We start from the raw sequence: 22,903 nt of genomic DNA, 5'->3' as shown, positions 1-22,903 counted from the left end.
GAAAGTGTTGGAGTACCCGGTACTTCACTGCAATTGCCTTAGGCGCGCATGCTAGGGGAGAGAAGCAGTTAACGCACGTCCCTCGCAAAGCGAGACGACATCCTGTGCCAAGGCAGCTATCGCATCCGCCATGGCTGCATTCAAAACCCCCATGAATTCACCGTTGCCGTTAGCCCAGTTCGCTTTCATGCCCTGGCCGACGTAAGTCCGCTTCGCATCGCCCGCTGGAGCACGATATTGAGCCACTAATACCACCGCCGAAGCCAAATTCATACCTTCCGGCCAAGCATGAGCCAATTGCAACTGCACTTCCAATCCCGGCTGCGCAGCTGACGACTCCTGTGCATTGGCACTTTCTGCGAGGCTGATTCCGTGAGTTTGCAAAGAACGGACAGCGCCACGTAGCCACGGCAGACCTTCCCCACTCCGGATGCTCTGCACCATGAGTGGCGTGCCCCCCACCTGAGGCAGCATGAAAATATTGGCGCCTAAGGTCGTCTTGCTGGGGCGGATATCCTTCAACTGAAGCGACAACGCGCAGGGCTTGGCCGTCGAGGGCGATGTGACGGCCCCTACAGCGTCGCGCGAGGCGGATACATAAGGAGCCTCATAGATCATGTCCAGCGGCTCTTCGGATAGCGCGTGGCCCGCCAATGGGAACATGCAGGCAAGGCCTGCGGCTATGCGCATCGAGAAAGTGGATTTGCCAGTCATGCTTATCTTCACTTGGATTCCTTTTGGAGCGAGAACAGCGCTCCCGTTTCGCTTCGAACAACCATGCGGGCTCCCGCTGACACAACGGTGGTTGCGGGCAGGTCTACTAAGGTTCCTTGCATGTTGAATCGGTGTGACCGCGCGTTTCCAGCGGCGCCAGGGTTCGCGCTCACTGGCACCCCCTCCCAATCCAGCGCGACCATTCGCAGGGTCTCGGTAACCGACTCGCGCATGTAGGAGCGCAGAAGTTGGCCATCATTAGCCTTGAGTTGAGTCAGAACTGAATCCCGTGATCCCGTTGGAAGCGGTATTTGGTAGACCGCTGCAGATTGGAAGGAAGGCTCTGTCTTGCCGTTTTGCCGCAACACAGCGCTAGTCCGTGTCGTAAATGCCCCCAGCCCAGGTTCTAGCGCGTAGTGCACCAGCAGCATCATCACCGCGGGGCCATTGCTGGTGTCCGCGAAGAGACGCTCCGAATCAGCCTTTCCAGGAACCGCTGCTGACACCTGGGCTGAGCGAACCTTAAAAGGCAACCCTTTACCAGCCGCTGGCTCTTGCAAGGCTGCCTGAAGGGCGATATCGGCCTCATTTCGTAAGTCAAATCGCGCCAAGGGCCCAACCGTACTTCGGATCTCGCCTGCCATATCGGTTTGGCGAGATTTCTGAATTCCGGAGTCGATCATTGCCCCGATCAACCCCCCGCCGGTGACCAAAGAAACGCCCGGTGACTTTGCCGACACCATGAAGCTCTCTTGCGGTATCACCATCCGAATGTCAACCGATTGGATGCGCTGCTTGTTCTCGGCCGTTAAGGGCTTGTGAAACGAAACTGCACAAGCCCCCAGACTTAGGGTCGCAGCAATTGCGGCAATACGAAATATCAGCATGCGTCTTCATTCCTCAAGATGTATCAATTTGCTGCAAGAAATGTAGTCGAAAAAAAGTGCTGTTTTGAGCCTCGTCCGAGGGCCATTGCTTGCACAGCTGAACGTGCCGGTTGGCCACATGAAAGTTTCTCTGGCCACGGGCTAGAAATGACAGATCGCCTCGTTCCGTTCCTGTAGGTTGCACCAAAGCGATCGAGGGCGTGCAAACGAGGCACCCCCGATCAGTTCGCTAGGCCCGACACGCCATCTCCAGCTGAAGAGGCGGGCGGTGCGCTTGCTTGGTTCGGTATGCCCAGCACCAACGATCTGTCGACCTCAACTGCGTCTTCTCGCGCCCATAACCGGGAAGGCTGAGAGGATGTTCGAGCCGAAAGCCTGAGGTGCGAGCCTCGGACTTCCTTCGATCGCACCTGACCCGCTGCTATCGATCTACCCCCATCCGGCGCTACTTCAAAACCAAAACGCCCGCGGCCGGGTCTCACCACGGTCGGGGCGTCAGTCTAAGCAGCACCCCTCGGGTGGGACGACTGCGGGCGAAAGCAGACGATGGTTCCCATCGGTCCTGGCCCCCACTTGATGGGAGACCATCATGAAGTCCGCTGCGGCCCTCGTTCATCGCAAGCGTTGCGACTTAGAACACCCCAAGTCGTGGCATCTCGAAAGGCATTTATAAGCAGCCATGGAGCAAACGGAAGCGGACGCTCAACGTTCGACTGGGAGACTGCTGTACCTCGCCGCAGGGCCATTCCTTGACCGAGTTCGCGAACACGTCTTGACCATTACTCGAACATGTCGCGCTAGATTTCATTGCGCACGTACTTGGCGAGAAACCGGAGGATCCTTCGCTCGTACTCCTCGGGTTGGAACGAATGCAGGTCCACGTGCTTTGCGCGAAGGACTTGCCAGATTTCCTTCGGTCCCTCCGCCGCGTCATAAATCCGCTGCGTTTCCGCCCATGTCGTGTGCTCGTCATCCGATCCGGAGGCGACTAACAAAGGCGAGTCAAAGGTCGGCAGTTTCTCAATGGGGCGCAAGTCTGCAGGTCTTACTCCGGTTCTTAAAGGCAACTGCCAAAGCAGAACCGGTCCCAGTACAGCACCAATTTTTCCCAGCCGCATCCTTAGCCTGTCATTCACTGCTTCTTCAATCGTTGGGTACATCGACTCGATCACGACTGCATCAGCCGCTGGCTGTGGGCGCGCAAGGAGGGTTGACGCAGCTCCCAATGAAACACCGATGATGCCCAGCCGCTCTCTGGGCAACTCGCGCCGAAGAAACCCAACCGCTGCCAGAACGCCAGCGCTTTCCCTCGCGCCGAAAGTGATGCGATCGCCCGAGCTCTCGCCGTGGGCAGGGAGGTCGATCAGTAGCGTCGAATAACCCGCTCTTGCAAGAAATCGCGCTCTTCTGAGCATCTGCGTACGGTCTGCGCGTATGCCATGGAGCAGCAAGACGGCGCCGCGTGACTGTTCGCCGGGCGCGAACCAACCGACCACGAATTGGCCTGGCGCGGTGTCGATCCGGACGACTTTGGCTGGGAAATCAGACGGACGCTTGCCAACTAGTCGCAACGCGGGTCGGCTGAGCAACTCCCCGGCGCCAAAGTAGAGAACAGCGGCGATCACCGAGGATGCGCATGCGGTGATGAGGATTAGGCGTTGGAACATGTGGCCTAACCGAATTCAGACCGCAAAGCTGCGATCAAAAACGGACCGTCCGAGCCATTCTGAACAGTGGCACCTCCCGGGAGCGGTATGCAGTCCGGGTTTTGAGGTGCAGGCCGTCCAAGCATCACCAAACTGAATGTGCACTTGGCGCTAGTTGCTCGAGGGTAGCCCAAAAAACTCCCAGCGGCTGCCATCAGCAATGCCGATTACCAACAGCGGTGGAAGACCTTGAGCCGCTACTAAGCGGAGGGTGTTGGCCATTGCCATCTGTCGAATTTGCAGCTCCTCAAGAGTGAGCGCTGCGCTAGGACATCCTGCATAGGTCATGAACTGCTGCGAGGCGTTGAAGTCCCGCTTTGGACCAAGCGAGTACTGCCAAGTGATGAAGTTGCACACGCCCCCGAACATACGGCCGACACGATCAAACGTAAGTGCCACTTCTCGGCCTTCTGTCCACTTCGGCCAATCAGCAACCGTTTCCCCCGCGGGACCGACTATCTGATGCAAAACCCACTTATGTGCTGCAAGTTCATTGCGAACACCGTATTTCTTGACGGTCGTGCGCTCTGCAATCACGTCAGTTTTTCCGCTTTCAGTGGTGCCAGCATGGACGACGGAACAAAGGACGAAGGAAGCAAAAGCGTAGACGAACGCGTGTTTCATAGGTGTTCAGTGCAGAGCTCACCAGCAGCTGTCGCGTGAGGCACGCTCAGCTACCAGTCATCGCCAAAGGAAGAGCGACTCAATTATGGCCAACACATGGCAGCTTGGGCCGTTGCTAAGCTGAGTCACCCGCCATTAGCGGTGGCAGTATGCTGCGCTCGATTCGCAGAGGACGTGGAAATGGCGAATCCCTAATGTTGCCCAGAATCCTGAAATCGTGGAGACGGGACGGTTATTTTTGGGCTGCTCGTTGCGATATGCGGGGCCTGTGAGGCGAGCAAGGAAAAAAGGCTAACTTTCGGGGGGCAAGATCAGCGCACAAACGGCCCATCACCTCCTGCTCTTTCTTGGCTTGGCACTGGTATCAGGGTCAGTGCGTCTTAGTCGCGCTGCTGATTTTTCAGACGGAAGTGGTCTTTCGGCCGAGGCCGCAGTGAAAGTCCTCTCAGCAGAATCCGAGGAGGATCTTGCTCGCTCCGTGACTGCGTGGATCAAGGAGCGCTACCCCAAGACATCATCACTGCGCGAGGCTTTCAATACCTTGCGAATGATCGCGCGCTGCACGTTATAAACACGTTAACCGTCCAGGGAACGCATCGCATTGTCTTTTTTGAAACGCCGGGCTTACCTTTCCAATTCGTACGCAAAAAGCCCTAACCCGGCGACAAACCGAAGGGCAGGGTTCGGCCAGGAGCAGACATTCACATGACCAAACCTCTTCGCGTTGGAATCACACTGTGCATCGCCGCAGCGTTTGCTGCTGGCGGCATCTGGTTTGTGCGCGAAATGTCGATCGACAGGTGTTTGGACCGTGGAGGCGCGTGGGACTACAACCAAGCTCGTTGCGACATGGCCACCAAGTAGCGGCCAGCAGCAAACGGCCATGAGCGGACCTTGACACATGACACTACGCTACAAGGTAGAGGGTTTCACTGAAACGCGCGACGCGCTCATCTGGGTCATGCTCAGCGCGCCGACGTTCAAATATGGGCTGAGCCTCGATGAGGTTTTTGCAGGGCTCGAACATGGCTATCAGTCAGTTCGTCCGAAGCTTACGGATGTAGAACGCATTGCCCAATGGGAGGAGTCGCGCGGGAAGATGCAAGCCGCTCACGCGCTCTATAGGCAGGGCGACGACCGTCAGGGGACGCGGACAATGCAACTGGCCAGCGAACTATTCACAACCCTTCGCCGCGCGGCCGGGAGGAAGATGTCGCGACAAGAACTTGGTGACTCCGAACACGGCACCAACGAAGTCGACGAGTGACCGATTCCGAGCAGCGGCAGTGTCTTCTAGTGGGCCCCCTAGCTTCCCTCGCCGTGGGGCAGAATTCGGCCAGAAGCGGTCGTTGGCTCTTAGGCAAAGCGGGCACTCAACATTTTGAAAAGTCCACTCGATGGAGGTCTTAGGCTTCATCTCGCAGTCTGTAACGGCCCGCTTCAAGGAGTGCAAGATCACGGTGAAACGCCGAAGGTTCTTGTCTAGCAAAATGCTCAAGGAAGACCGCCGCCTCAGCATTGGAACGGCCTTCCGCCATATCGTCAGCTGCGACCAGCGCATCCCCAAGCCGCTTGTTGGCCGCACTGTCTTCCTCAATCGGCTCAGGATGTTGTTTTGCCAAGGCCGGCAGCTCTACCTCAACATTGCGCCGTACTTGAAATGTAATTGCGAGCGCTTCTGCGACAAGACGAATGTTCTCGCGCGTGGGGTGCAGCGGAAGATCACGAATTTGACTGGCTGCACTATCGAGAAGCTGCGCTGCAGCCCTTAAAGTCCGGTGGAGTTGCTCGTGTGAGTCCATGGCACCTAACGTAATTTAGACCGCAAAACACTGGCGGGATCAGCTGGACACTAACCAGGCAAGCGTCAAGGCAGCAAACTATAGCGTGCCCACAGTTGGGATTGGGCCGACCGACTGTGCTCTTCGGGGCCGATCAATCCATTTGGGATCAATGGCCGCTTTGGGGTTGGGATGCGACTGTCGGCTCAGGGCCCGCCGCCGCCCTCGCCGTCGGGCAGAATTCGGCCAGGAGCTGACGGTCGGTGTACCGTCTCAACGGAGAATCGATACATGCAAAGCCCCGATGGCCTTGATGAACTCCACGCCGTATTAGCGGCAGCAGGGGTGCAGAGTTTGCTTTTTCATGACTGCATTCACATCCCATTGCAGTTTCAGGAGGGGCATGTGGAGATTAGAGCGCCACTAGGTGCCGTGCGGTCTGTACAGATTTTTAAAGACCCGGTATCAACCGCATTGCCCCTTGGACCTTGCGAATGTATCGACGACCCTGAGGGCTGTGCTCAGCATCTACTTTTCCAACTGTCGCAGAGAGGTCTGACGGCCTGTCGAACCGCCGCGTAAATTGCTGGTTTGAGTCCTTCAACATTCCACTGCTGAGATTGATTGCGGCCACAAGCGGACGTTCAAATATGAGAAAACTTTACCCGTATGAATTGCCGTTGATTTCGTACCTGTTTGCGGTACCGGGCATCGACGACGACTTGGGCGAGTTGCTTGTGGAATCAACGGCCGACGGCGGAATGGGCAGTCTCGCTATTGACCGCGTGAACACGGCACTGAGATTTGGCTGCTGCGTCGCGCAGTGCGAGTTCCATGATGCAGACGGAGTAAATATTCAGGCTTCGCTGAACTGTGACACCGCTGGTAGGCCGATGGAAGTAGACGTATGGAAAGTGAACTTCACACCTATCACTCAATGGCCTAAAAGAGCCGAAATTCGACCGCTTTCGTCTGCGTCTCTTGGGTCCCGAGCTAGACATTCCTGAATGGCCGCGATGGGCCCGACGCTGCTGCACAATCATCCGAGCCGTGAGGCCGGACCCGGCCAAAACCGGACCTTCGACGTCGACCTCCAGCTTCTAGTAGGTGAACTGCACCGAGTACCTCCAGTCCCCGTTTTCCTCCTGACTGACGGAGTACGACGCGGAGCGCCAGATGGTCCCGCGCTCACGGAAAAGGTCGGCGAGCGCGTAGAGGCTCGCATAGATTTCCTCGGTAGGGCTAACAGGCTCCGGCTGCCCGTCAGGCGACGTGATGACGATGGTCATCCGCTCATGCGAGCCTTCCTGTTCCCTGTCGGCGACAAGGCTAGCTGCCCTCCACCAATCCGGGGTCGCCGCAATGAGGGCATTCGCTACCGCTGCGTCCAGCGGTGCTTGTCTTTCAAGCCATTCGTCCATCTATGATTCCAATTAGCCGTGTCGGCCCGGAAGGTAGCATGCAACAGGCTCCAGCCGGCCAACAGCAGACATTACGGCCAATCGGAAGTTTTGAGGGAGGACAATGGGATACGACCTGAGACTGTGCGCCGTGAGTGACGAGCAACTAGCTTATCTTCGGGCCCACGCCCAGTACACGCGCGATTTCATCGAGGGCAGGCGCCCGACGTTGACTAAATCCGAGAAGGTTGGTTCTTGGTTTTCGAAGCGCGAGGTAGAAAGAAGAGTCGAGGTAGACGTCGGATGTGTCTGGCCGGAATCAGCCGCCGCATGTACGACGCTGTACTCCGGGGGGGCTCTCTATTTCGTCCTCAATGGAACAGCGGCCAAACTTGACGGGGTCACCAATTTCCCGAATGTCGGAGGTCGCTACCGAGGTGAGATGCTCGGACAAGCTATTGAGCTGGGAGAAGTAGGACTGGGACACTCGCACGCTTTTCGAGATGCGCAGGTGGCTGAGCTTCAAGCTGCATTGGGCGCCTTGGACGTAGCTACAGCTGAGCATCGAGCGCGTGCATATGCGCTGGAGGCTGAGCAGGATGAGCGAGAGCTGGTGGACGTTGCGCTCAACGACATCAGATCTCTGCGCGAATTTCTTATACAGGCTTCCTGTGCGAACCAGGGAATGATCTGGTTCTGGGCCTAGTCGGCTTGCGGCCAAGAGAGGTCTTTTGCAGTGCAGGGCCGATGCTAAGCTCGATATTTATGCCCTTCATAAATTGCCGCGTCTGCGCCATCCTTTTGGCCACTACATTTGTCGTTACCCAGGCAATCGCTGAGGAACTGAGCAATGGTCATCCTCGGCTACGAACGATTGCGTTGCAGGAGCGTGGTCACTACGTTCGCAATTTGAAAGAAGCCTACGCGCGGTGGTGCAACGAAAAGGCCAATGTTTGCGTCAACGAACTTTTGATTCGGCCCGGCGGCATGGCCGTCCCACCCCCCTACGATCAGATTCGCATGGACCTAGTGTCGAACCTCAACGGAAAGTTCGAGGTGTCTCGGTATGAGCACGAAAAGCCGTTCAAGAATTTCAAGCCTGAAACTATTCAGTATTCAGCGAAGCTTAAAGTGACTATCCACCCGTTCGTTTGGAATCGAGTTGAGGTTCGCTCGAAGCAGCGTCCGACCACAGACAGACCTCTGACGGAATGGGCTGAGCAATGGATGGACATCTCCGACACAAAAAGCGTGCAGAAGGGCGAGCTGCTGGGAGTCGTTCACAGCGTCGTTTATCCATCAACCAGTCGTGGCTACTGGCAAACGATGGTTGACCTAGGTTCGGCCGAACTAAAGTCGCTGGAAAATCTACTGTCAGTGCTCGAAGAGATGGGCTTCACGCAAGTTGAGATCGGGTCTTTCTCTCCCATTCAGCGGTAGGTTACAACTCGTCCAGCGACCGCTTGAAGAGGGCGTGACCGGCGGCTCTGGGCCCGCTAGCGTCCTTTGCCGTGGGGCAGAATTCGGCCACAAGCTGCCGGCGGTGAACCGTGAAAGCGGCCGCTCAAAGAACTGAGCTAGCGGCCCGCAGAATGTTGGTTCGCTTGAGCGGTGGGTTAGACGCTTAAACGCTACTTTGTCTTCCGTTTTTGCTGACCAAATGGCCACCAACCTAGCAAAAAAAGTGGAAGGGACAGAAGTGCCTTTAGTGCGGCATAGTCCGTTGCATCAAAGGTGGGGGCAGCGGCGGGCCCAACGATACCGCCTTGCTGCACATATTGCTCTCGATATTTCAGTAGCTCATCAGAGCTACATGCTGCAGGGCAACTGCATGCGCTGCATTCCAAGGTTGCTGGGCTGTTCGATGCCCCGCAGGATAAGCAAGACCATTGATATGCAGGCATAACTCCAACCCAGTGTAGTTCGCGCCAATTCGCACACCATATCTCTCGGTAGTTTGGCTCATAACGGCCAGAAACTGCGGTGGCGGCTAGCGAAAGCTGACGTTCAACGTGAAGTGAGATGTCATGGTCGGCCTACTCATCATCAATCGCTTGCCGAAGAGTTTTGACCGCCATTCCAGACCGTGCAAAGTCATCGCCTGGTTCTGCTGGCTCCCGGTATCGACGTGAAGGCGGCTCATTCTTTCGATGCACAGCCAGGGTGATGATGGCACCGATAACCGGAAGAATCCACACCACCGCAAGTTGACCAACCTTCTGCTTTCCTTCCGTCAGCGAGTCATTCACTACGAGCCACGTGGCCCAAATATTGAGCCCCATCGGGATGGAAAGAACAGCAAGCGTAAGGACGAGTTCCACGAGAGGTGACTTTCAACGGTTGAGCTGAGCGGACGCCACCGTATTGGTGCTTGGCCTGCGAAGCGGATGATGACACTGGCCGGTTCGCGGGCCAAGTGCCAAGCCGGTGGAGGTCCGCTCGAGCAAAGGGTGAGTCTCAAAGGCAGCTTCGGGGTAGTTTCGTCCACCGGCTGCTTAGGGCCCGGTAGCGCCCTTCGCCGTAAGGCAGAATTCGGCCATTAGCAGCCAGTCACCGCAAATGAAAGCGGACGTTCAACGTCGAAGACCAGCGGCGCCGCAGGCGTCCGACTGGGTTGCCCAGTTAAAGCGTGAATGTGCCATTGAAGTCCTTTGGCCAGACGACCACGTATTTTTCGCTCGACTTCAGGCGCTTAACGACGAGCGCCTCCTTCAGCACACCGCGCAACTTTAGAAATGCCTCGACCCGCTCAATGACTGGCGCCCACGCACCTGTCGGGTAGATGAAGATGTTGAAGCGCCCTTGCCCCACATCATGACCATCAACTTCAGCGGAATCGTTCTGCGAGAAGGCTGTTATGAGCGTTTCCTCAACATGCAAAAGCTTGTCAAAGTCACCACTCGCTGACATTGGTAGCTGGACGATCAACTGGTTGCGTGACATGAGCTTTAACGTGCGTGTGGCCGGCGACTGGCGGCGGAAAGCGGCGAAGCCGCGGGACGCCGGAAGGCGTCCGTGTCGACTAGCGTGTTAGACCGCAGTGCCACCACTCACCTCCATGCCGGCCGGAGCGAAAGGATTTGGGGATTCGAAGCCGCTTGGAAAGACCCGTACGTGTCCCTCGATTGCAAGGATCACACCATCCTCGTCTCCATCGTACACACGTACCCCGCTGTGCTGAAGAGGACATACAAACGCCAACCCCTCGGGCAGGCCCAACACTCCGCAGTGCGGTGGATGGGACAGAACAACGGTGCGCTCAATAACCGACTGCAACTTGTTGCCGAGGGCGGCTTCGACGCGGACGAATGCCTGAACGGCATCAGTCAAAGCGTCGAATCGCCGAAGCTCCCATTCCTCTACATAGTGACCATCGGCGAAGAGTGGGTCGTCTTTGGCCCAGTAGTTCATGCGGTCTAACGTTGAAATTCAGCGGGCGCCGAAGGCGTCCGCTGCAATGACCGGTTAGCCATCACAGCGCTCAATTCGAACCACCTTGGGCGCCTGCGAGTCCATGAACATGTAGCAACGCCCGAACAAGGCCTTCTTGCCGAAGTCATCGAACCGATTAGGGCCGAGCGGCGTCATGAGTACCTCAGACGTTGCAATGGCCCGCTGATGGTTGGTATCGATTTCGGTCCAATTCTGCTCGACCACATCTGCTAACAGAACGGTGGTGACGTCATGGTTGTACTGAACAAGGATGTTGCCGTCCTTCATGTTCATCGGATTGAAGTCAGGATGCGCATGAAAGACGCCATGAATTGCTTTGAGCGCATGCGCTTCTGCATCAACATCGCTTAGCCCCGAAGGAAGAACCGCCACAGTGCCATGCGAGAACATGGCGAAGTCGCGCGTTCCATTGGTGTAGAAGCGAATGCGCTCGGCGATCCGATCAAGCGGCTGCGGAATGTCCGGTTGCCAATCTGGGACGGGCGGAAACTGCGCCGGCCGTTTCGGCGGTGGCGGAGATTTCTTCTTGAAGAGTCCGAACAATTCTTCCCCCTGATGGCTAACGTGATGTATCCCGCAAACGCTGCGGGATAAACTGGACCGTGCGGGATATTCTAGACACTGATTTCTCCTGGAAGTGGCTTGCAGCATGGGTTTGCATGCAATTGACTGTTTACATCCAGGTATAAAAATTGCGCGAAACCCGGCAGGCATCAACAAGGGAAACTATAGCTCGCTATCAAGCAGGGACCGCGCACTCAGAGAGAACGTTTTTGGCTGTCAGGCAGCGGATGGCGTATGAACGGCAGCTTTGCGGATGTGTTGTCGAACGTCGGCTCAGGGCCCGCTAGCGTCCCTCACCGTGGGGCAGAATCCGGCCAGGAGCAGACATTCACATGACCAAACCTCTTCGCGTTGGAATCACACTGTGCATCGCCGCAGCGTTTGCTGCTGGCGGCATCTGGTTTGTGCGCGAAATGTCGATCGACAGGTGTTTGGACCGTGGAGGCGCGTGGGACTACAACCAAGCTCGTTGCGACATGGCCACCAAGTAGCGGCCAGCAGCAAACGGCCACTAGCGGTCTTTAATCACACGCAACACCTGCACGCGGATCGAACATGGCTGCTCCTAGAAATTTTCGCACATGAAAGCAATAGAACTTCGAACGCTTGCCGAGTGCTGGATCGCCTATTGGCAAGCCGAAAAGAGTTCACCTGATAAAGAAGCTCTTTCATGGGTGTTTGATCGCGAGTGGGATCTGGTGCGAAACGAGCCTCTACTAGCGTGGTCCATGATTCTAGAAATTCTGAAACTCGACACAAGCAACAAGATTCAAGAGGTTTTATCGGCGGGTCCCTTGGAGGACCTTTTGGATAAGCATGGCTACTTGGTCATTGAGCTAGTTGAAGCAGAGGCCAAGAAAAATCCTAAATTCGCCCAGTTGCTTGGCGGCGTTTGGGAAAGTTCTATGGCCGAAGAAATCTGGGCAAGGGTGCAAGCTGCTTGGGATCGTCGGGGCTGGGATGGAGTCCCTGTTGAATAGACTTTTGATAAGCGGGTCGGCGCCTGCTTCGTTAGTGAGTCGGCATACTGGAATACTCAAGAGCAGCTTAGGCTAGCGTCCTTCGCCGTGGGACAGAATTCGGCCAGGAGCAGCCGGAGGCACTTGGGTAAAGCGGACACTCAACGTAGAGCTAGCCGGCGCTGCGCGGTTTTATCGCGCAGCGTCCAACGACTGGAAGGAGCGAGGTTGAGCGCCAGGTTGGGCAATTGGCGGATCAGTAAAGCCATTTCCTTACCAGAGCATTACCAAAACGCTCAACTAAAACGGCTTCTCCGCCTTCATCGTTTTCATGAACCTCAGCAATGCAACGGATCATAAGAGCATCTAAATATACCTGCGTGGATGAAAAGAACGGAGTCAGCATGCCCCTTGTGTCATGGTCGAAGAAATATACTTCGCCGGTTTGTCTATGAAAACAGAACATGTTGCCATTACCAAGATAGTCACCAAAAACAACCAACTCACTAGCCAAAGCTATATCTGCTTCGTTCTCGGCAATGTCAGAAATACCAGAATACGCATGAAGCAAAGGTTGAATAGGCGTATCTCCATCAGTGACACTGCAGAGCTTTTCCGCCAATGACAAAGCGCCAAATTCGGAATGGTAAGCACGCAACGCGGGTGGTAATGGGCACCCCAAGCGCGCTTCAAGTCCAGACAGGTCGCTTTCGCTGACGGGCGCCAAGTTTGCTTGGGTTACATGGCCCTCCCACAATAGCGAATAGACTTCGATGACTGACCGATACCAAACAAATCTTTCCGCTTGACTGGATAGTATTGGCCAAGCCAAGGGCGCGCAATTTGCAGGTGGCCACTGTTCCGAAGGGTTCTCTGTAGTCATATGTGCTCACGGGGGAGTAAAGTGCCTTGCAGCCTGGGTATGCAAGCGCAGGGCTGTTCAAACGTCCTGGTACAAAGACTTCGAAACCCGGCAGGCGTCAACGCGGCAAAACTATAGTTTGCCAGCGGGCAGGGGCTGGCCCCTTCGCAGCACCTTTTGGCCTGCCCGCCAGCGGTTAGTTAACCAACGGCCGCTTTGGGTAATGGTGTCCACCGGCTGCTGAGGGCCCGCTAGCGCCCTTCGCCGTAGGGCAGAATTCGGCCAGGAGCAGCCCTTAGCGACAGATAAAGCGGACGCTCAACGTTAGGTCAGCCGAGCGGTGAGGCAGTGTCGGCCGCATAGGGGGTCAGGCTTTCGGCTTCCAAACAAGCGCTTCACAGGGATCATCCACCCACCTTGCAAGACAATGTCCAAACTCATTTATTGACGCGGGCTCAGACAGGACGCGCAACTCCGCTCGTGCGACGAATGGACTGCCAATGTGCGAGGAAACGTGCACCAGCATTGCAGAGTGCCCAACCTGGTCCACCACTTCTGCTCGCATCAAGAGGTGATACGGATACTCACCTGATTCATCTCCGTATTCGAGGACTACAGTGTCATCAACAGAGGCGGGGAAAGTAGTGAGATCGAGTGCAAAATTCTTTACGTGTTGCGGAGTCACATAAACCTCCGCGAACCCGGAAAAGCCTTCACTTGATGCCCAGACAAGCAGATTTAGAACTCCGTGTTCGTTATACGGCTCGGATTTAATGCAAATTTGATTCATCAAGTTGAATTCAAGGAAGACTATGTGATGTATCTCGCTACGAAACGCGGCAAGCGTGCACTGGGCAACTGTAGCTTGCCGGCGGGCAGGGACCAGCCCTCCATCGCACTGTCGTGCTGCGGTCGCGTCCCTCGCCGTGGGGCAGAATCCGGCCATTACCAGTCACTCGTGCTACAGGATCGGACCCACGGCGTAGTGAGCAGCGCGAAAAAGTTGGCTAGCTTTCAGCCATTTCTGGGTGTCGTGCTCGGCACCCTTCTTATGACGGTTTGGCATCCTCTTCTTCAGGATCTTGGTAGTAAAAGCCGATGTCAAGTGCGATCTGGTGATGAACTAGCAGTTCAGCGAGCTGCACCGAAATAAAGGGACCTCCACCAGTGCCTCCGCCGCCCCAGAAGAAGCCAAGGTGAGTTTCAGTTCCTAGCGCGCGTTCTGTAGCGAGTGATATGCCAGACTTCAATTGACTGAGAAGCCATTCCACGTGAGGGTATGGGTCCCATACGTCAGAGGTGACAGCGTTTTGTGAATCGTAGCTCCAGGCATACCGCGGAAGGTCGAACCTTTGCACAAATCCCGCGGCTTTCCAGCGTTCGGCGCTCGCTATCCGGGCAGGGGAACGCATGTCATCGACTTCAATAGTTTCGAGCAGTTCGCGAGACAAAATTCTTGAAGCAGCCCCAGAATCGTTGGACTTCAGAAAGAGGGTGCAGTAGTACGTCAACTTAAATATCGCTCAACAACATTTGGGAGAAAGACCATAAGGCATTCGAAAAGTGCTTTTTAGTTAAAGAGTTTACGGTTGTAAGCTTACTCATCGGCAAAAATTACCGGTGCCGGCTGAAATGCCAGCGCGCGCTAGGATGATCTCCATCGCCCACAACCGGACAGTCAAGATCGAATGGACCACACGTCATTGCAGCCGCTATCACAGGATGTGATTCAGAGATTTGATACCGAATTCTCGTGGTACATCGGCCACGTGCGAGCTCTCGCTATGACGCCGGAAGAGTGTTGCGCCGATCAGGGCAACTATCTTGTCGCAGGCGAGCTGTTTCACTTCCTGCTCCAGCCAACATCTCTGCTGACAGATCCTTCCATGCCTCTTTCGGTGGAGCAAAAAAACGCTATCGAAGTGCTACGGCAAAGTGTCCGATCGGTGCCTTTGGAAGCTCGAAGCGGTGGACCAAATGCAGCGGCGTCGCTCAAGGACATGCAGCACCCCTCGTGGGAGGTTCCTCGGCAAAGCGCTGCCAAGGTCCTCACTGTGTTGGCGCCACTGCTGGACTCTCGGGCAGCATAGGGCATGGCCCCTTAGCTGTATCTCAAGGAAGTTTGCCAACTATCAGGGCTTACTAGATGACTGCTTTGGAGAAGAGCGAATGACCGAGTTGGGCCCTGAGCCGTCGTTCAGAAGCGCCGCCCGGAAGCTGCCTTTGGCTTGCTGCACGCTGCTGTTGGAGCTCCCGTTGTCTCCCTACGACGAGCTATAGTTTGCCGACTTGACGCGTGCCGGGTTTAACGGAATTTTTATACCTGGACATTTGAACAGGTCGTCCCTTGCAATCCTGTGCTGCAAGCCACTTCCAGGAGAAAACAGTGTCCAGAGTATCCCGCACGGTCCAATTTATCCCGCAGGTTTCGGGGGATACATCACGTTAGGCCACACCATGCGCGAGCTTGACGATTGGCGGTTAACGAATCAGCTTTGCTATCTGAAGGGTGCAATCTTCTCTTGGCAGCCATATGCACCGGCGTCAACGCTGAACGATCATGATCACTGCGAGTTTTGCTTTGCCAAATTCATGGCCATCGAATCAACAAACATACTCACGAGCGGGTACGCCACCGCTGATAGGTATCGCTGGGTGTGCAAAACCTGCTTCTCTGACTTCTCGGACCTTTTCGAGTGGAAGGCCGAAGGTGTGGCCTAGCCAGTCGCTTGAGCCGGCTCGCGACGGCAAGCCGCCGCTCGCGGCTCAGCTTCAAGGTGAGGTGCCCTCCAGATGAAGCGCGAGTCAGAGCCACGGCCGCACAAGCCGAACGTTGTGCCGCCCACGGAGCGTTATGCCAACATCTTGATGGGCGTGGTGCTGGTCGCGTATGGCGTGCTAGGGCTGGTGAGCCACCGCATGGATCTAAGCGGCCGGCGGACACGTATCGCAGTCCTGGAAGGCGGTCCAGCCTGGCTTATGGGGGCTGCGTTCCTCGTCGGGGCTGCTGTGTTGTTCTCGGTGGTGGTCGATCACTACGATACAAGAGACAACGAGAGGTTTTACAGGGCGTTCAGGTGGGCAGCATCGCGTCTGGGTTGGTGCTTGGTAGGTTCCGCATTGGTTGCGCACCTCTACCTGGGGTTCCTGAAGTGAACTAAACCACTTCCGTGAGCCCGGCGCCTAACACCTCCAATGAGCGCACATGTCACGGCGGGCTTTGCCTGCCGCCTCACGTTGAAATGTTGAACGTCCGCTTTCCTTTGCGGTGACCGGCTGCTTCTGGCCGATAGTACTCATTCGTGACCGATATGCGAACGGCAGCAACCGCTGCAAAGCCGCCGCGTAAGCCGTTGACGCAGTTGATTGAGGAATCGGCGAAAAGCGCGCTAGCCATGGTGCGCACGCGTGAGGCAAGTGCCGCTAAGTAAAGAGCGCTAAGGGCGGATCGGCCACCTGCGGGCACCGGCGGGATGGCCAAGGCGGCGGACACCAGCGGACAGCCGCCTACAAGGCTGGCGCATCGCTAGCTCTCAGTGCAATCCCCGCCAGCGTCGGCCCTGTTGCGGCGGGCTATATCTAGGCTGTGGGACCGACGGGTGCGAACACCAGCTATCGCGCGAAGAACTTCTGCCCTACTGCGCTAGGCTGCGCCAGGATGGGTAAGGGGATTTAGATGTCCTTGGCACTCTGTGGAATCGACCACAGAAACAGAAGGGACCAGCATGAGACCAACTCCATTGACTCAACAACAGCGTGAATGCCAACGATGCGTAACGGAAAAAGAAACAATTGCCCGTGCTGCTCAGTTGATCAGGGAGGCATTGTCGTTGATGGAGGGGGAGGGGCCGATAAGCCAGCGTTTCCCCGAGGCTCGGGGTGTCGAGGATCGCCTATTGCGTTTGCCTGAGGTACTGCGCTTGACGGGGATGTGTCGCTCGGCCCTTTACTCCCAGATGGCGCAGGGCACCTTTCCTAGTTCTGTAAAGATCGGAGAGCGCGCGAGCTCGTGGTCGGCAAGGGCGGTAAATACATGGATCACGGAGCGCGTCGATGGTAGGCAGGCCGGACCGGGTACCTAGGTCCGGGGGATAGGGTAAGGGAGGTACGCGGGGGGCAGGGTTGAATGATGCCACTGCTTTATTGGCGTGCGGGATTCAGCAGATGTTGCGACACCTATGCTCAAGGTGACTTCAATTCCACAGGTCCTAATGTAGCTTGGGAACTTTGAAGCCTAAGCAGATGATTTAAAAAACCACGGCAATCCGGGGGAACAAGTGGGGGAACAAAATACCCAGAAATTTTATGGAATTGTGAATTGATAAGGTCTTTGCACCTTTATTCAATTGACGCCAGCCCACCATACAAGACACCGCCACACTCTGGAAACCCCAGGCTGTGGCGGTTTTTCTTTGTCCGCCGCTGTTTAACGAAGCGGTGATGGCCACGCCTTGTGACTTGGTTTTGCAAATAAGTCCGCTTCAGCAATTTGCCCGCGGCTTGAGGCGCTAGAAGCGTCGCTGCTGTCTCAATGCCCATCGCCTATCGCGATTGCAGCGCTGAGGTAAGAACTTCGGCCTCGCTAACCGGAGGTTGGGCAGAACTCAAGATCGCCTCCACTCCCCACCGCTTAGGCTCCGGCAATAAGTTAGCCGGCAAGCAACCACAAGGATTGACATTTCCCCGGTGCAGGCACTCAGGAGGCTCAATGGTCAGCGCGCGACCGTGAGCCAAAACGCCTACAAGCCGCCAACCAGCTCACACCGAGCCTTGTTAAAAATACCGATAGCAGTCATAGTGATGCTTGGCGTTTTGGTTCGAGACGGCATTACGAACCGCCCCGCAGTGAGTAAGAGCCTTCCTCCATCGACAAGTGTAGCTTCATGTATCAATTCTTGAATCGCCTGAACGCGCGCCGCACAATATTCGCTCATTCAGCCGGAGGCCACCATGCCAATGGAGTACTTGCGGGAGCTGGAGCGCGATGCTTTACCTCTCATTGAATCGGATGTAGGGAACATCGACAAACTGCGTGTCTTGCGCGCGGCGGGAATGGTGGAGGTGCAGCTTCCTCCCGTCGATTCACCACAGCAAAAGGCCCAGGTGCTCTATGTCACCGGCCTCGGATGCGCAACGCTCAGGGCCTTTGGGCCGCGCTTGAAAATCCCCCGACGACAGTCGAGTATGGATCTGGAGTCTTCCTACGATTGAGCGCTGCAGGCACTGCGGTTCAGGACCACTTCCGAAACTGTCCTACAAATTGATGCGCTGCAGCAGAAGCCCTGCGGCGCGCGCACTGAAAATACGATGGGCCTTTCGTATTACTGGCTTGTCCAGGTGAAAGGCGCATATGAGCAGTTGGTACAAATTGGGACTGGGCAATGACGAACAGGCCTTCGAGCCGACACTGCGCATCCAGCAGATGTTCATGTCGAAATTCCTGATGTGTCCGCCCGGCTCCGGCAGGGCACTATTCTCTTGCTATGACAAAGAGAAAGATCATCTCTGGCTGTACTTTTCGCCGGCGGCCGAAGACATTGCGGTCAGGGTCTACGCAGAGCCTTGTGATCCCCCGACTGCCTTGGACTGCATTGGGTTGCTGGCGGGCGAAGGGGATGCACTAGGTGTCGAAGAGACGCCCTTGCTCGCTAAGGCCGCCTGAGCAATAGCAGTCGGCGGTAGATACGGTGTCAGTGCAGTCCTACGCGCGCCCTCATGGCGTTCCGACAGAGCCCTTTTGCAGCCCGTGACCCAATGACTGCAGCGGGCCGCCGCCCAGGCCCATTCAAGGAGTGCAGCATGTTTTCCATCGATCCACGGTCCCATCATTTGGAAGATTGGCCGGACGCGCCCCTGATTCAAATGGGCCAACCGACCGATCGGGTCTTCCAGCGTCAGCTCACGGACAACCTCCCTTCGTCCCGCGGCGATGTACATGGCTTGGAACGCGAAGTGCAGTTTGCTGATCTCGACTACCGCGAAATGCAGGCCATGGGGTAGCTTGCGGGGTCTGACTCCGCGAACTGCCGGAGGCTGACTGACGTGCCTGAGTTGATCTTGCACATCCGGCCTGAAGGCGCGCGGCATTACTTGGCCCGGGTGTTTGACGGCAAAGAACTCGTGGGCGAACCCACGCTGCATTCCACTGTTGAAGAAGCCATTCGGGCCTATTCAGGCTCCCCCGCCTTCCCCCACGCCGCCGCTTTTAATATTTGGTATGCGGGCTGGAGCGTAGGGCTCATCCCCGTCGCCCGTATGCGTACCGAGTCCGCCGAATTGGCCAGCCGGCTTATCGTTCTCTCTGCCGTACTGCGCTGAGATTACCGGCGCAACTTTCTCCCATCTTCATCAGGCGCCGCTAACACCGCGGGGACGCTTTTGCCTCCCCAACAAGAAACAAAGTGAAATAAACCGAAACTGCATCGAGACCACGCCAGACGCGCCTGTCGGCACCATCAGGGTCATGTTCAAAACCGTCCCGAAAGGACAGCATCATGAAACCCTGGATCAAGAGAACGCTGGTGGGATTGTTTGGCGCCTCCATCATGGTCGGTGGCCTTACGGCGTGTTCGAGCGGCGCCCATCGACACGGGCCGATGAGCCCCGAGAAGATGGCCGAGGTGCGAGGCAAGGTCGTCAACCGGGTGAGCAGCAAGCTCGACCTGAACGACGCGCAAAAACAAAAGCTCAATGTGCTGGCGGACAAGATGGAAGCGCAGCGCACAGCGGTCATCGGCAAGACGGCCGATCCACGTGCCGAAGTGCAGGCGATCGTGGCGGGCAGCAAGTTTGACCGGGCGCGTGCGCAAGGTCTGCTGGAGGAGAAAACCCGGGCCGTGCAAACCAGCAGCCCTGAGGTGATCAACGCCCTGGCTGATTTTTACGACAGCCTTAACGCCGAGCAGCAGCAAAAGGTGCGCGACCTGATGCAGCGGCGCAGGGGTGGTTGGATGGCGCACGGCTGAGCCGGGAGTTCCGCAATGTCCCCCTTGCTGGAACCCATCCACCGGCTGGCGCGCGAGGTGCGGTTGCACGGCCCTGCGCTGCTGGCTGACATGCCCGAACCCCACGACGAACTGATGTCCCTGGTGTGGGGGCCTCGGTTTGACCGCGAGCATGCGCTGGGCCTCATCGCCCGCCAGCCTGCGTTGGCGGTGCCGGCCTTGCCTGCCTTGCTGGCAGCCGCCGACGCATTCGACGCGCTGCATGTTCCTGCGCAGCAGCGCTTGCGCCAACTCATCCGGCGGCACCGCGCATTGAGCGCAACGGCCACTGAAGGAGACTTGCTGACAGGCGATGCGGCATCGCCACCCACCACGCAGCCCGCGCGGCAGCGGCAGCCTCTCGATTGGGGCATGGCGGAAGAGGGCACGCAGCCGTGGAGCATTGCGCTCCGCGGCCCTGACGGCGCCCGTGCAGCTGCCTGCAGCCTGCCAATGTAAGAATCGCGCATGCACCGCATCCTGCTCATTGACGACGACGCCCAGCTCGGCCCGCCGCTTGCCATTTACTTCAAGCGCTTCGAGCTGGAGTTGGTCCACGCACTCAAACCCAGCGACGGTTTGGCACAGCTCGGGGCGGGCGGCTTTGATGCCGCCATCCTCGATGTGATGCTGCCCGAGATGGATGGCTTTGAGCTGTGCCGCACCATTCGCCGCCAGGGCGACTTGCCCGTGGTCATGCTCACGGCGCGCGGCGAGGTGATGGACCGCGTGGTGGGGCTGGAGCTGGGTGCCGACGACTACCTGCCCAAGCCGTTCGAGCCGCGGGAACTGGTGGCCCGGCTGCAGACCGTCCTTCGCCGTCGCCGCGCGCCAGCAGCGGGGCAGGGCGGCGAGTCGGCCACGCTGGAATTCGAGGGCCTCAGTATTGATGCCGCACGGCGCTGCATCCACCGCCACGGCACGGTGGTCGAGCTCACGGGCACCGAATTCGACTTACTCCACTTGCTTGCGCGCGAGCCGGGCAAGGTGTTCAGCCGCGACGACATCCTCAACCAGTTGCGCGGGCACGAAGCCGAGCTGTACACCCGCGCCGTGGATATCGTGGTGAGTCGCCTGCGCAAGAAGCTCGAGCCGCTCGACTGCATTAAGACCTTGCGCAACGCCGGCTACTCGCTGGCATTGCGGCGGGCTGCGCCATGAAGTTGGTGCGGCGGTTGCTTTGCCTGGACGGCACCGACGACGAGCGCGACTGCCCCTGGCACCGGCGTGCACGGCGGGCGGTGGGTTATTCGCTGCGCATCCGGCTGGTGCTGGTCTTTATGGCGCTGGCGGTGACGGTGGCTGTCACCTTCATGGGCGGGGTGCAAAAAGCAGTGTCGGTCGGCTGGCGCGAAGCCGCCCGGCCGCTGCTGATGGACTATGTCGACCGGCTCGCGGCCGAGATCGGCAGCCCCCCGAGCACGGAGCGGGCCGAAGCCATCGCCAAGCGGCTGCCAGTCACGCTGCGCATCGACGGGCCTTTGGTCAACTGGGCATCGCACCCCGACCAGCCGCGCTCCGACTGGATGAGCGACAAGGTCCGACGCGAGGAACACTGGAACGGCCATGGCGCCGATGACCAGGGCCGGCGGCTCTTGCAGCGCGTCACGGCCGACGGACACACCATCGAGTTCGGACTCAATGCCCTGTCATGGGACAAGCGCCCGCGCATTGCATGGGGCACGCTCACCGTGCTGTTGCTGCTCACCGCACTGGCATATGTCTACGTGCGGCATCTGCTGCGCCCGCTCGACGACATCCGCCGCGGCGCGCAGCGCTTTGGCGAGGGCAACTTTGCCCAGGCGATCCCCGTGCGCCACGCGCACCGGCCCGATGAGCTCGGACAGCTGGCGGCCACCATCAACACCATGGGCGACGACATTCACCAGATGCTGGAAGCCAAGCGGGCCCTGCTGCTCGCCATGAGCCACGAGCTGCGCAGCCCCCTGACCCGCGCACGACTGAACACCGAACTCCTCCCCGAAACTGCCGAAGTGCAGGCCCAGCGCGATGCTCTGATGCGCGATTTGAGCGAGATGGCGGGGCTCATCACCGACCTGCTGGAAAGCGAACGGCTCGCCGGCCGCCACGCCGCGCTGCACCGCGAGCCCGTGGACCTGGCCACACTCGCGCGCGAAGTGATCGTTGAGCTGGGCGGCCGCCATGCGGGCGCAGCGGCCATCGTGCTCCACGCCGAGGCCGGCCTGCCGCCGCTGTCGCTCGACCGGTCCCGCATGCGCCTGTTGCTGCGCAACCTGCTGGACAACAGCCTGCGCCACAGCAACGACCCGACCGCGCCGCCGCCCGAACTGCACCTGCGGCTGGTGCAGCAGTCGATCGAATTGGAAGTGCGCGACCACGGGCCGGGCGTTCCCGCGGAACACCTGCCGCACTTGGCGCAAGCGTTCTATCGGCCTGATACCGCGCGCCAGCGCACCACCGGCGGCGTAGGCCTGGGGCTGTACCTGTGCCGCCTTGTGTCGCAAGCCCATGGTGGAACGCTGCAGATGCGCAATGCTGAACCCGGCTTGTCGGTTTCGGTGCGGTTGCCTGTCGTGGACTGAGGCGCTCGCGGTTTCGCCATTTCTCCGGCTGACGCCGCGGCTCTGGCTGCGGCGAGGGGGAGAAGGCCCGCAGCCACCTCCCTTGCCGGGGCATCCTGTGTCCTCTGCGCTGACCCGCCGCACAGTTCTCGACACGGCGCCCGCAGGTGGTGCGGGGTGCGAGGCGGCTGTCAAACGGGTATAGACGTTTGCGCTGGTTTCGAATTCCAAATGAAATTGGCCGCCAGCGCTTTTTCTATAAGACTTTGTTGCTATCAATAAAATAGCAAATAACGATTGCATGCGCTGGTTGTTCGCCCGCTCCCCAATTGGCCCCGTTCTTGCTCAACCTGACCATCCCACCATGGCGGCAGCTGTCCTAGCGTTTACCCTGTATAGACAGGTATGCTCCGGCTGTCATCATCGC

At 57.8% G+C, this 22,903-nt stretch carries 31 protein-coding genes; 18 read left to right on the top strand and 13 right to left on the bottom strand.

What is annotated here, in order from left to right; genetic code table 11:
- Positions 1–51: 51 nt before the first annotated feature.
- The 4 genes from ACSQ3Q_RS14175 to ACSQ3Q_RS14160 all read right to left on the bottom strand — a co-directional run bounded on the left by ACSQ3Q_RS14175 (position 52) and on the right by ACSQ3Q_RS14160 (position 3,931).
- Positions 52–714, bottom strand: coding sequence for a hypothetical protein (locus ACSQ3Q_RS14175; RefSeq protein ID WP_436135000.1), 663 nt, complete (start codon positions 712–714; stop codon positions 52–54).
- An 8-nt stretch (positions 715–722) separates the two neighbouring features.
- A complete protein-coding gene (locus ACSQ3Q_RS14170; RefSeq protein ID WP_436134999.1) occupies positions 723–1,601 on the bottom strand; it encodes a hypothetical protein in 879 nt (292 codons plus the stop codon).
- Positions 1,602–2,398: 797 nt separating this feature from the next.
- Positions 2,399–3,268 carry an alpha/beta hydrolase gene (locus tag ACSQ3Q_RS14165; RefSeq protein ID WP_436134998.1) on the bottom strand — a complete coding sequence of 290 codons (870 nt, stop codon included), beginning with the start codon at positions 3,266–3,268 and terminating at the stop codon, positions 2,399–2,401.
- Between the two features lie 150 nt (positions 3,269–3,418).
- The gene (locus ACSQ3Q_RS14160) at positions 3,419–3,931 is read right to left on the bottom strand and encodes a hypothetical protein (protein ID WP_436134997.1); all 513 of its coding nucleotides are present in this window, start codon (positions 3,929–3,931) and stop codon (positions 3,419–3,421) included.
- A 705-nt stretch (positions 3,932–4,636) separates the two neighbouring features.
- Here ACSQ3Q_RS14160 and ACSQ3Q_RS14155 point away from each other — a divergent pair.
- Positions 4,637–4,795 (top strand): hypothetical protein, encoded by a 159-nt coding sequence (locus tag ACSQ3Q_RS14155; RefSeq protein ID WP_436134986.1) that lies wholly within the window; start codon positions 4,637–4,639, stop codon positions 4,793–4,795.
- A 37-nt stretch (positions 4,796–4,832) separates the two neighbouring features.
- Complete coding sequence (locus ACSQ3Q_RS14150; RefSeq protein ID WP_436134996.1) at positions 4,833–5,198, top strand: hypothetical protein; 366 nt, start codon at positions 4,833–4,835, stop codon at positions 5,196–5,198.
- Positions 5,199–5,337: 139 nt separating this feature from the next.
- Here ACSQ3Q_RS14150 and ACSQ3Q_RS14145 read toward each other — a convergent pair whose 3' ends face one another.
- Entirely contained in the window at positions 5,338–5,733 is a 396-nt protein-coding gene (locus ACSQ3Q_RS14145) for a hypothetical protein (protein WP_436134995.1), read from the bottom strand.
- A 629-nt stretch (positions 5,734–6,362) separates the two neighbouring features.
- Between ACSQ3Q_RS14145 and ACSQ3Q_RS14140 the strand changes: the two genes are divergently transcribed.
- Complete coding sequence (locus ACSQ3Q_RS14140) at positions 6,363–6,719, top strand: DUF6984 family protein (RefSeq protein WP_436134994.1); 357 nt, start codon at positions 6,363–6,365, stop codon at positions 6,717–6,719.
- Positions 6,720–6,812: 93 nt separating this feature from the next.
- Here ACSQ3Q_RS14140 and ACSQ3Q_RS14135 read toward each other — a convergent pair whose 3' ends face one another.
- Positions 6,813–7,133, bottom strand: coding sequence for a hypothetical protein (locus ACSQ3Q_RS14135; RefSeq protein WP_436134993.1), 321 nt, complete (start codon positions 7,131–7,133; stop codon positions 6,813–6,815).
- A gap of 130 nt (positions 7,134–7,263) precedes the next feature.
- Between ACSQ3Q_RS14135 and ACSQ3Q_RS14130 the strand changes: the two genes are divergently transcribed.
- Both ACSQ3Q_RS14130 and ACSQ3Q_RS14125 read left to right on the top strand, forming a co-directional pair.
- Positions 7,264–7,818, top strand: a complete 555-nt coding sequence (locus ACSQ3Q_RS14130) for a hypothetical protein (protein WP_436134992.1) — start codon at positions 7,264–7,266, stop codon at positions 7,816–7,818.
- 59 nt (positions 7,819–7,877) lie between these two features.
- Positions 7,878–8,552 (top strand): hypothetical protein, encoded by a 675-nt coding sequence (locus tag ACSQ3Q_RS14125; protein ID WP_436134991.1) that lies wholly within the window; start codon positions 7,878–7,880, stop codon positions 8,550–8,552.
- Between the two features lie 596 nt (positions 8,553–9,148).
- Here ACSQ3Q_RS14125 and ACSQ3Q_RS14120 read toward each other — a convergent pair.
- The 4 genes from ACSQ3Q_RS14120 to ACSQ3Q_RS14105 form a co-directional block, all read right to left on the bottom strand.
- Positions 9,149–9,433: a hypothetical protein gene (locus tag ACSQ3Q_RS14120; protein WP_436134990.1), complete on the bottom strand. Its 285-nt coding sequence runs from the start codon at positions 9,431–9,433 to the stop codon at positions 9,149–9,151.
- A gap of 301 nt (positions 9,434–9,734) precedes the next feature.
- Positions 9,735–10,055, bottom strand: coding sequence for a hypothetical protein (locus ACSQ3Q_RS14115; RefSeq protein WP_436134989.1), 321 nt, complete (start codon positions 10,053–10,055; stop codon positions 9,735–9,737).
- Between the two features lie 87 nt (positions 10,056–10,142).
- The gene (locus ACSQ3Q_RS14110) at positions 10,143–10,523 is read right to left on the bottom strand and encodes a hypothetical protein (RefSeq protein WP_436134988.1); all 381 of its coding nucleotides are present in this window, start codon (positions 10,521–10,523) and stop codon (positions 10,143–10,145) included.
- 54 nt (positions 10,524–10,577) lie between these two features.
- Positions 10,578–11,108, bottom strand: a complete 531-nt coding sequence (locus tag ACSQ3Q_RS14105; RefSeq protein WP_436134987.1) for a hypothetical protein — start codon at positions 11,106–11,108, stop codon at positions 10,578–10,580.
- A gap of 353 nt (positions 11,109–11,461) precedes the next feature.
- Here ACSQ3Q_RS14105 and ACSQ3Q_RS14100 point away from each other — a divergent pair, with 353 nt between their 5' ends.
- Together ACSQ3Q_RS14100 and ACSQ3Q_RS14095 are read left to right on the top strand one after the other, a co-directional pair.
- Positions 11,462–11,620 carry a hypothetical protein gene (locus ACSQ3Q_RS14100; protein ID WP_436134986.1) on the top strand — a complete coding sequence of 53 codons (159 nt, stop codon included), beginning with the start codon at positions 11,462–11,464 and terminating at the stop codon, positions 11,618–11,620.
- 90 nt (positions 11,621–11,710) lie between these two features.
- Complete coding sequence (locus tag ACSQ3Q_RS14095) at positions 11,711–12,109, top strand: DUF6869 domain-containing protein (RefSeq protein WP_436134985.1); 399 nt, start codon at positions 11,711–11,713, stop codon at positions 12,107–12,109.
- A gap of 235 nt (positions 12,110–12,344) precedes the next feature.
- On the opposite strand, the gene ACSQ3Q_RS14090 is transcribed toward ACSQ3Q_RS14095, so the two are convergent.
- On the bottom strand, positions 12,345–12,971 hold the full coding sequence (locus ACSQ3Q_RS14090) for an SMI1/KNR4 family protein (RefSeq protein ID WP_436134984.1): 627 nt from the start codon (positions 12,969–12,971) through the stop codon (positions 12,345–12,347).
- Positions 12,972–13,999: 1,028 nt separating this feature from the next.
- On the bottom strand, positions 14,000–14,362 hold the full coding sequence (locus ACSQ3Q_RS14085; RefSeq protein WP_436134983.1) for a hypothetical protein: 363 nt from the start codon (positions 14,360–14,362) through the stop codon (positions 14,000–14,002).
- A 276-nt stretch (positions 14,363–14,638) separates the two neighbouring features.
- Here ACSQ3Q_RS14085 and ACSQ3Q_RS14080 point away from each other — a divergent pair, with 276 nt between their 5' ends.
- From ACSQ3Q_RS14080 to ACSQ3Q_RS14070, 3 genes are all read left to right on the top strand, one after another.
- A complete protein-coding gene (locus ACSQ3Q_RS14080; RefSeq protein ID WP_436134982.1) occupies positions 14,639–15,040 on the top strand; it encodes a hypothetical protein in 402 nt (133 codons plus the stop codon).
- Between the two features lie 367 nt (positions 15,041–15,407).
- Positions 15,408–15,671 (top strand): hypothetical protein, encoded by a 264-nt coding sequence (locus ACSQ3Q_RS14075; protein WP_436134981.1) that lies wholly within the window; start codon positions 15,408–15,410, stop codon positions 15,669–15,671.
- A 1,004-nt stretch (positions 15,672–16,675) separates the two neighbouring features.
- Entirely contained in the window at positions 16,676–17,032 is a 357-nt protein-coding gene (locus ACSQ3Q_RS14070; protein ID WP_436134980.1) for a helix-turn-helix transcriptional regulator, read from the top strand.
- A gap of 165 nt (positions 17,033–17,197) precedes the next feature.
- On the opposite strand, the gene ACSQ3Q_RS14065 is transcribed toward ACSQ3Q_RS14070, so the two are convergent.
- Positions 17,198–17,398, bottom strand: a complete 201-nt coding sequence (locus ACSQ3Q_RS14065; RefSeq protein ID WP_436134979.1) for a hypothetical protein — start codon at positions 17,396–17,398, stop codon at positions 17,198–17,200.
- Between the two features lie 502 nt (positions 17,399–17,900).
- Here ACSQ3Q_RS14065 and ACSQ3Q_RS14060 point away from each other — a divergent pair.
- The 8 genes from ACSQ3Q_RS14060 to ACSQ3Q_RS14025 all read left to right on the top strand — a co-directional run bounded on the left by ACSQ3Q_RS14060 (position 17,901) and on the right by ACSQ3Q_RS14025 (position 22,497).
- Complete coding sequence (locus ACSQ3Q_RS14060; RefSeq protein ID WP_436134978.1) at positions 17,901–18,161, top strand: hypothetical protein; 261 nt, start codon at positions 17,901–17,903, stop codon at positions 18,159–18,161.
- A 139-nt stretch (positions 18,162–18,300) separates the two neighbouring features.
- Positions 18,301–18,612 (top strand): hypothetical protein, encoded by a 312-nt coding sequence (locus ACSQ3Q_RS14055; RefSeq protein ID WP_436134977.1) that lies wholly within the window; start codon positions 18,301–18,303, stop codon positions 18,610–18,612.
- 137 nt (positions 18,613–18,749) lie between these two features.
- The gene (locus ACSQ3Q_RS14050; protein WP_436134976.1) at positions 18,750–18,950 is read left to right on the top strand and encodes a hypothetical protein; all 201 of its coding nucleotides are present in this window, start codon (positions 18,750–18,752) and stop codon (positions 18,948–18,950) included.
- A 42-nt stretch (positions 18,951–18,992) separates the two neighbouring features.
- A complete protein-coding gene (locus ACSQ3Q_RS14045) occupies positions 18,993–19,268 on the top strand; it encodes a hypothetical protein (RefSeq protein ID WP_436134975.1) in 276 nt (91 codons plus the stop codon).
- A 176-nt stretch (positions 19,269–19,444) separates the two neighbouring features.
- Positions 19,445–19,915, top strand: coding sequence for a Spy/CpxP family protein refolding chaperone (locus ACSQ3Q_RS14040; RefSeq protein WP_436134974.1), 471 nt, complete (start codon positions 19,445–19,447; stop codon positions 19,913–19,915).
- 15 nt (positions 19,916–19,930) lie between these two features.
- A complete protein-coding gene (locus ACSQ3Q_RS14035) occupies positions 19,931–20,392 on the top strand; it encodes a hypothetical protein (protein ID WP_436134973.1) in 462 nt (153 codons plus the stop codon).
- A 9-nt stretch (positions 20,393–20,401) separates the two neighbouring features.
- Complete coding sequence (locus ACSQ3Q_RS14030) at positions 20,402–21,094, top strand: response regulator transcription factor (protein WP_436134972.1); 693 nt, start codon at positions 20,402–20,404, stop codon at positions 21,092–21,094.
- A complete protein-coding gene (locus tag ACSQ3Q_RS14025) occupies positions 21,091–22,497 on the top strand; it encodes a HAMP domain-containing sensor histidine kinase (RefSeq protein ID WP_436134971.1) in 1,407 nt (468 codons plus the stop codon). Before ACSQ3Q_RS14030 ends, ACSQ3Q_RS14025 begins: the two co-directional genes overlap by 4 nt.
- Positions 22,498–22,903 lie beyond the last annotated feature (406 nt).

This window comes from Acidovorax sp. LjRoot129 (assembly GCF_964253765.1).
Classification (GTDB): Bacteria; Pseudomonadota; Gammaproteobacteria; order Burkholderiales; family Burkholderiaceae_C; genus Acidovorax.
Note: the sequence above shows the minus strand (reverse complement) of the source record. Positions and strands in the feature narration are given on the sequence as shown.

What these genes read in the sequence shown, in the direction of transcription:
- ACSQ3Q_RS14075 (WP_436134981.1), top strand. Translation starts at nt 15,408, where the DNA reads ATGCGCGAGCTTGACGATTGGCGGTTAACGAATCAGCTTTGCTATCTG.
- ACSQ3Q_RS14030 (WP_436134972.1), top strand. Translation starts at nt 20,402, where the DNA reads ATGCACCGCATCCTGCTCATTGACGACGACGCCCAGCTCGGCCCGCCG.
- ACSQ3Q_RS14125 (WP_436134991.1), top strand. Translation starts at nt 7,878, where the DNA reads ATGCCCTTCATAAATTGCCGCGTCTGCGCCATCCTTTTGGCCACTACA.
- ACSQ3Q_RS14070 (WP_436134980.1), top strand. Translation starts at nt 16,676, where the DNA reads ATGAGACCAACTCCATTGACTCAACAACAGCGTGAATGCCAACGATGC.
- ACSQ3Q_RS14150 (WP_436134996.1), top strand. Translation starts at nt 4,833, where the DNA reads ATGACACTACGCTACAAGGTAGAGGGTTTCACTGAAACGCGCGACGCG.
- ACSQ3Q_RS14115 (WP_436134989.1), bottom strand. Translation starts at nt 10,055, where the DNA reads ATGTCACGCAACCAGTTGATCGTCCAGCTACCAATGTCAGCGAGTGGT.
- ACSQ3Q_RS14140 (WP_436134994.1), top strand. Translation starts at nt 6,363, where the DNA reads ATGAGAAAACTTTACCCGTATGAATTGCCGTTGATTTCGTACCTGTTT.
- ACSQ3Q_RS14095 (WP_436134985.1), top strand. Translation starts at nt 11,711, where the DNA reads ATGAAAGCAATAGAACTTCGAACGCTTGCCGAGTGCTGGATCGCCTAT.
- ACSQ3Q_RS14050 (WP_436134976.1), top strand. Translation starts at nt 18,750, where the DNA reads ATGTTTTCCATCGATCCACGGTCCCATCATTTGGAAGATTGGCCGGAC.
- ACSQ3Q_RS14055 (WP_436134977.1), top strand. Translation starts at nt 18,301, where the DNA reads ATGAGCAGTTGGTACAAATTGGGACTGGGCAATGACGAACAGGCCTTC.
- ACSQ3Q_RS14040 (WP_436134974.1), top strand. Translation starts at nt 19,445, where the DNA reads ATGAAACCCTGGATCAAGAGAACGCTGGTGGGATTGTTTGGCGCCTCC.
- ACSQ3Q_RS14175 (WP_436135000.1), bottom strand. Translation starts at nt 714, where the DNA reads ATGACTGGCAAATCCACTTTCTCGATGCGCATAGCCGCAGGCCTTGCC.
- ACSQ3Q_RS14155 (WP_436134986.1), top strand. Translation starts at nt 4,637, where the DNA reads ATGACCAAACCTCTTCGCGTTGGAATCACACTGTGCATCGCCGCAGCG.
- ACSQ3Q_RS14145 (WP_436134995.1), bottom strand. Translation starts at nt 5,733, where the DNA reads ATGGACTCACACGAGCAACTCCACCGGACTTTAAGGGCTGCAGCGCAG.
- ACSQ3Q_RS14165 (WP_436134998.1), bottom strand. Translation starts at nt 3,268, where the DNA reads ATGTTCCAACGCCTAATCCTCATCACCGCATGCGCATCCTCGGTGATC.
- ACSQ3Q_RS14035 (WP_436134973.1), top strand. Translation starts at nt 19,931, where the DNA reads ATGTCCCCCTTGCTGGAACCCATCCACCGGCTGGCGCGCGAGGTGCGG.
- ACSQ3Q_RS14090 (WP_436134984.1), bottom strand. Translation starts at nt 12,971, where the DNA reads ATGACTACAGAGAACCCTTCGGAACAGTGGCCACCTGCAAATTGCGCG.
- ACSQ3Q_RS14080 (WP_436134982.1), top strand. Translation starts at nt 14,639, where the DNA reads ATGGACCACACGTCATTGCAGCCGCTATCACAGGATGTGATTCAGAGA.
- ACSQ3Q_RS14170 (WP_436134999.1), bottom strand. Translation starts at nt 1,601, where the DNA reads ATGCTGATATTTCGTATTGCCGCAATTGCTGCGACCCTAAGTCTGGGG.
- ACSQ3Q_RS14085 (WP_436134983.1), bottom strand. Translation starts at nt 14,362, where the DNA reads ATGCGTTCCCCTGCCCGGATAGCGAGCGCCGAACGCTGGAAAGCCGCG.
- ACSQ3Q_RS14135 (WP_436134993.1), bottom strand. Translation starts at nt 7,133, where the DNA reads ATGGACGAATGGCTTGAAAGACAAGCACCGCTGGACGCAGCGGTAGCG.
- ACSQ3Q_RS14160 (WP_436134997.1), bottom strand. Translation starts at nt 3,931, where the DNA reads ATGAAACACGCGTTCGTCTACGCTTTTGCTTCCTTCGTCCTTTGTTCC.
- ACSQ3Q_RS14060 (WP_436134978.1), top strand. Translation starts at nt 17,901, where the DNA reads ATGCCAATGGAGTACTTGCGGGAGCTGGAGCGCGATGCTTTACCTCTC.
- ACSQ3Q_RS14110 (WP_436134988.1), bottom strand. Translation starts at nt 10,523, where the DNA reads ATGAACTACTGGGCCAAAGACGACCCACTCTTCGCCGATGGTCACTAT.
- ACSQ3Q_RS14100 (WP_436134986.1), top strand. Translation starts at nt 11,462, where the DNA reads ATGACCAAACCTCTTCGCGTTGGAATCACACTGTGCATCGCCGCAGCG.
- ACSQ3Q_RS14025 (WP_436134971.1), top strand. Translation starts at nt 21,091, where the DNA reads ATGAAGTTGGTGCGGCGGTTGCTTTGCCTGGACGGCACCGACGACGAG.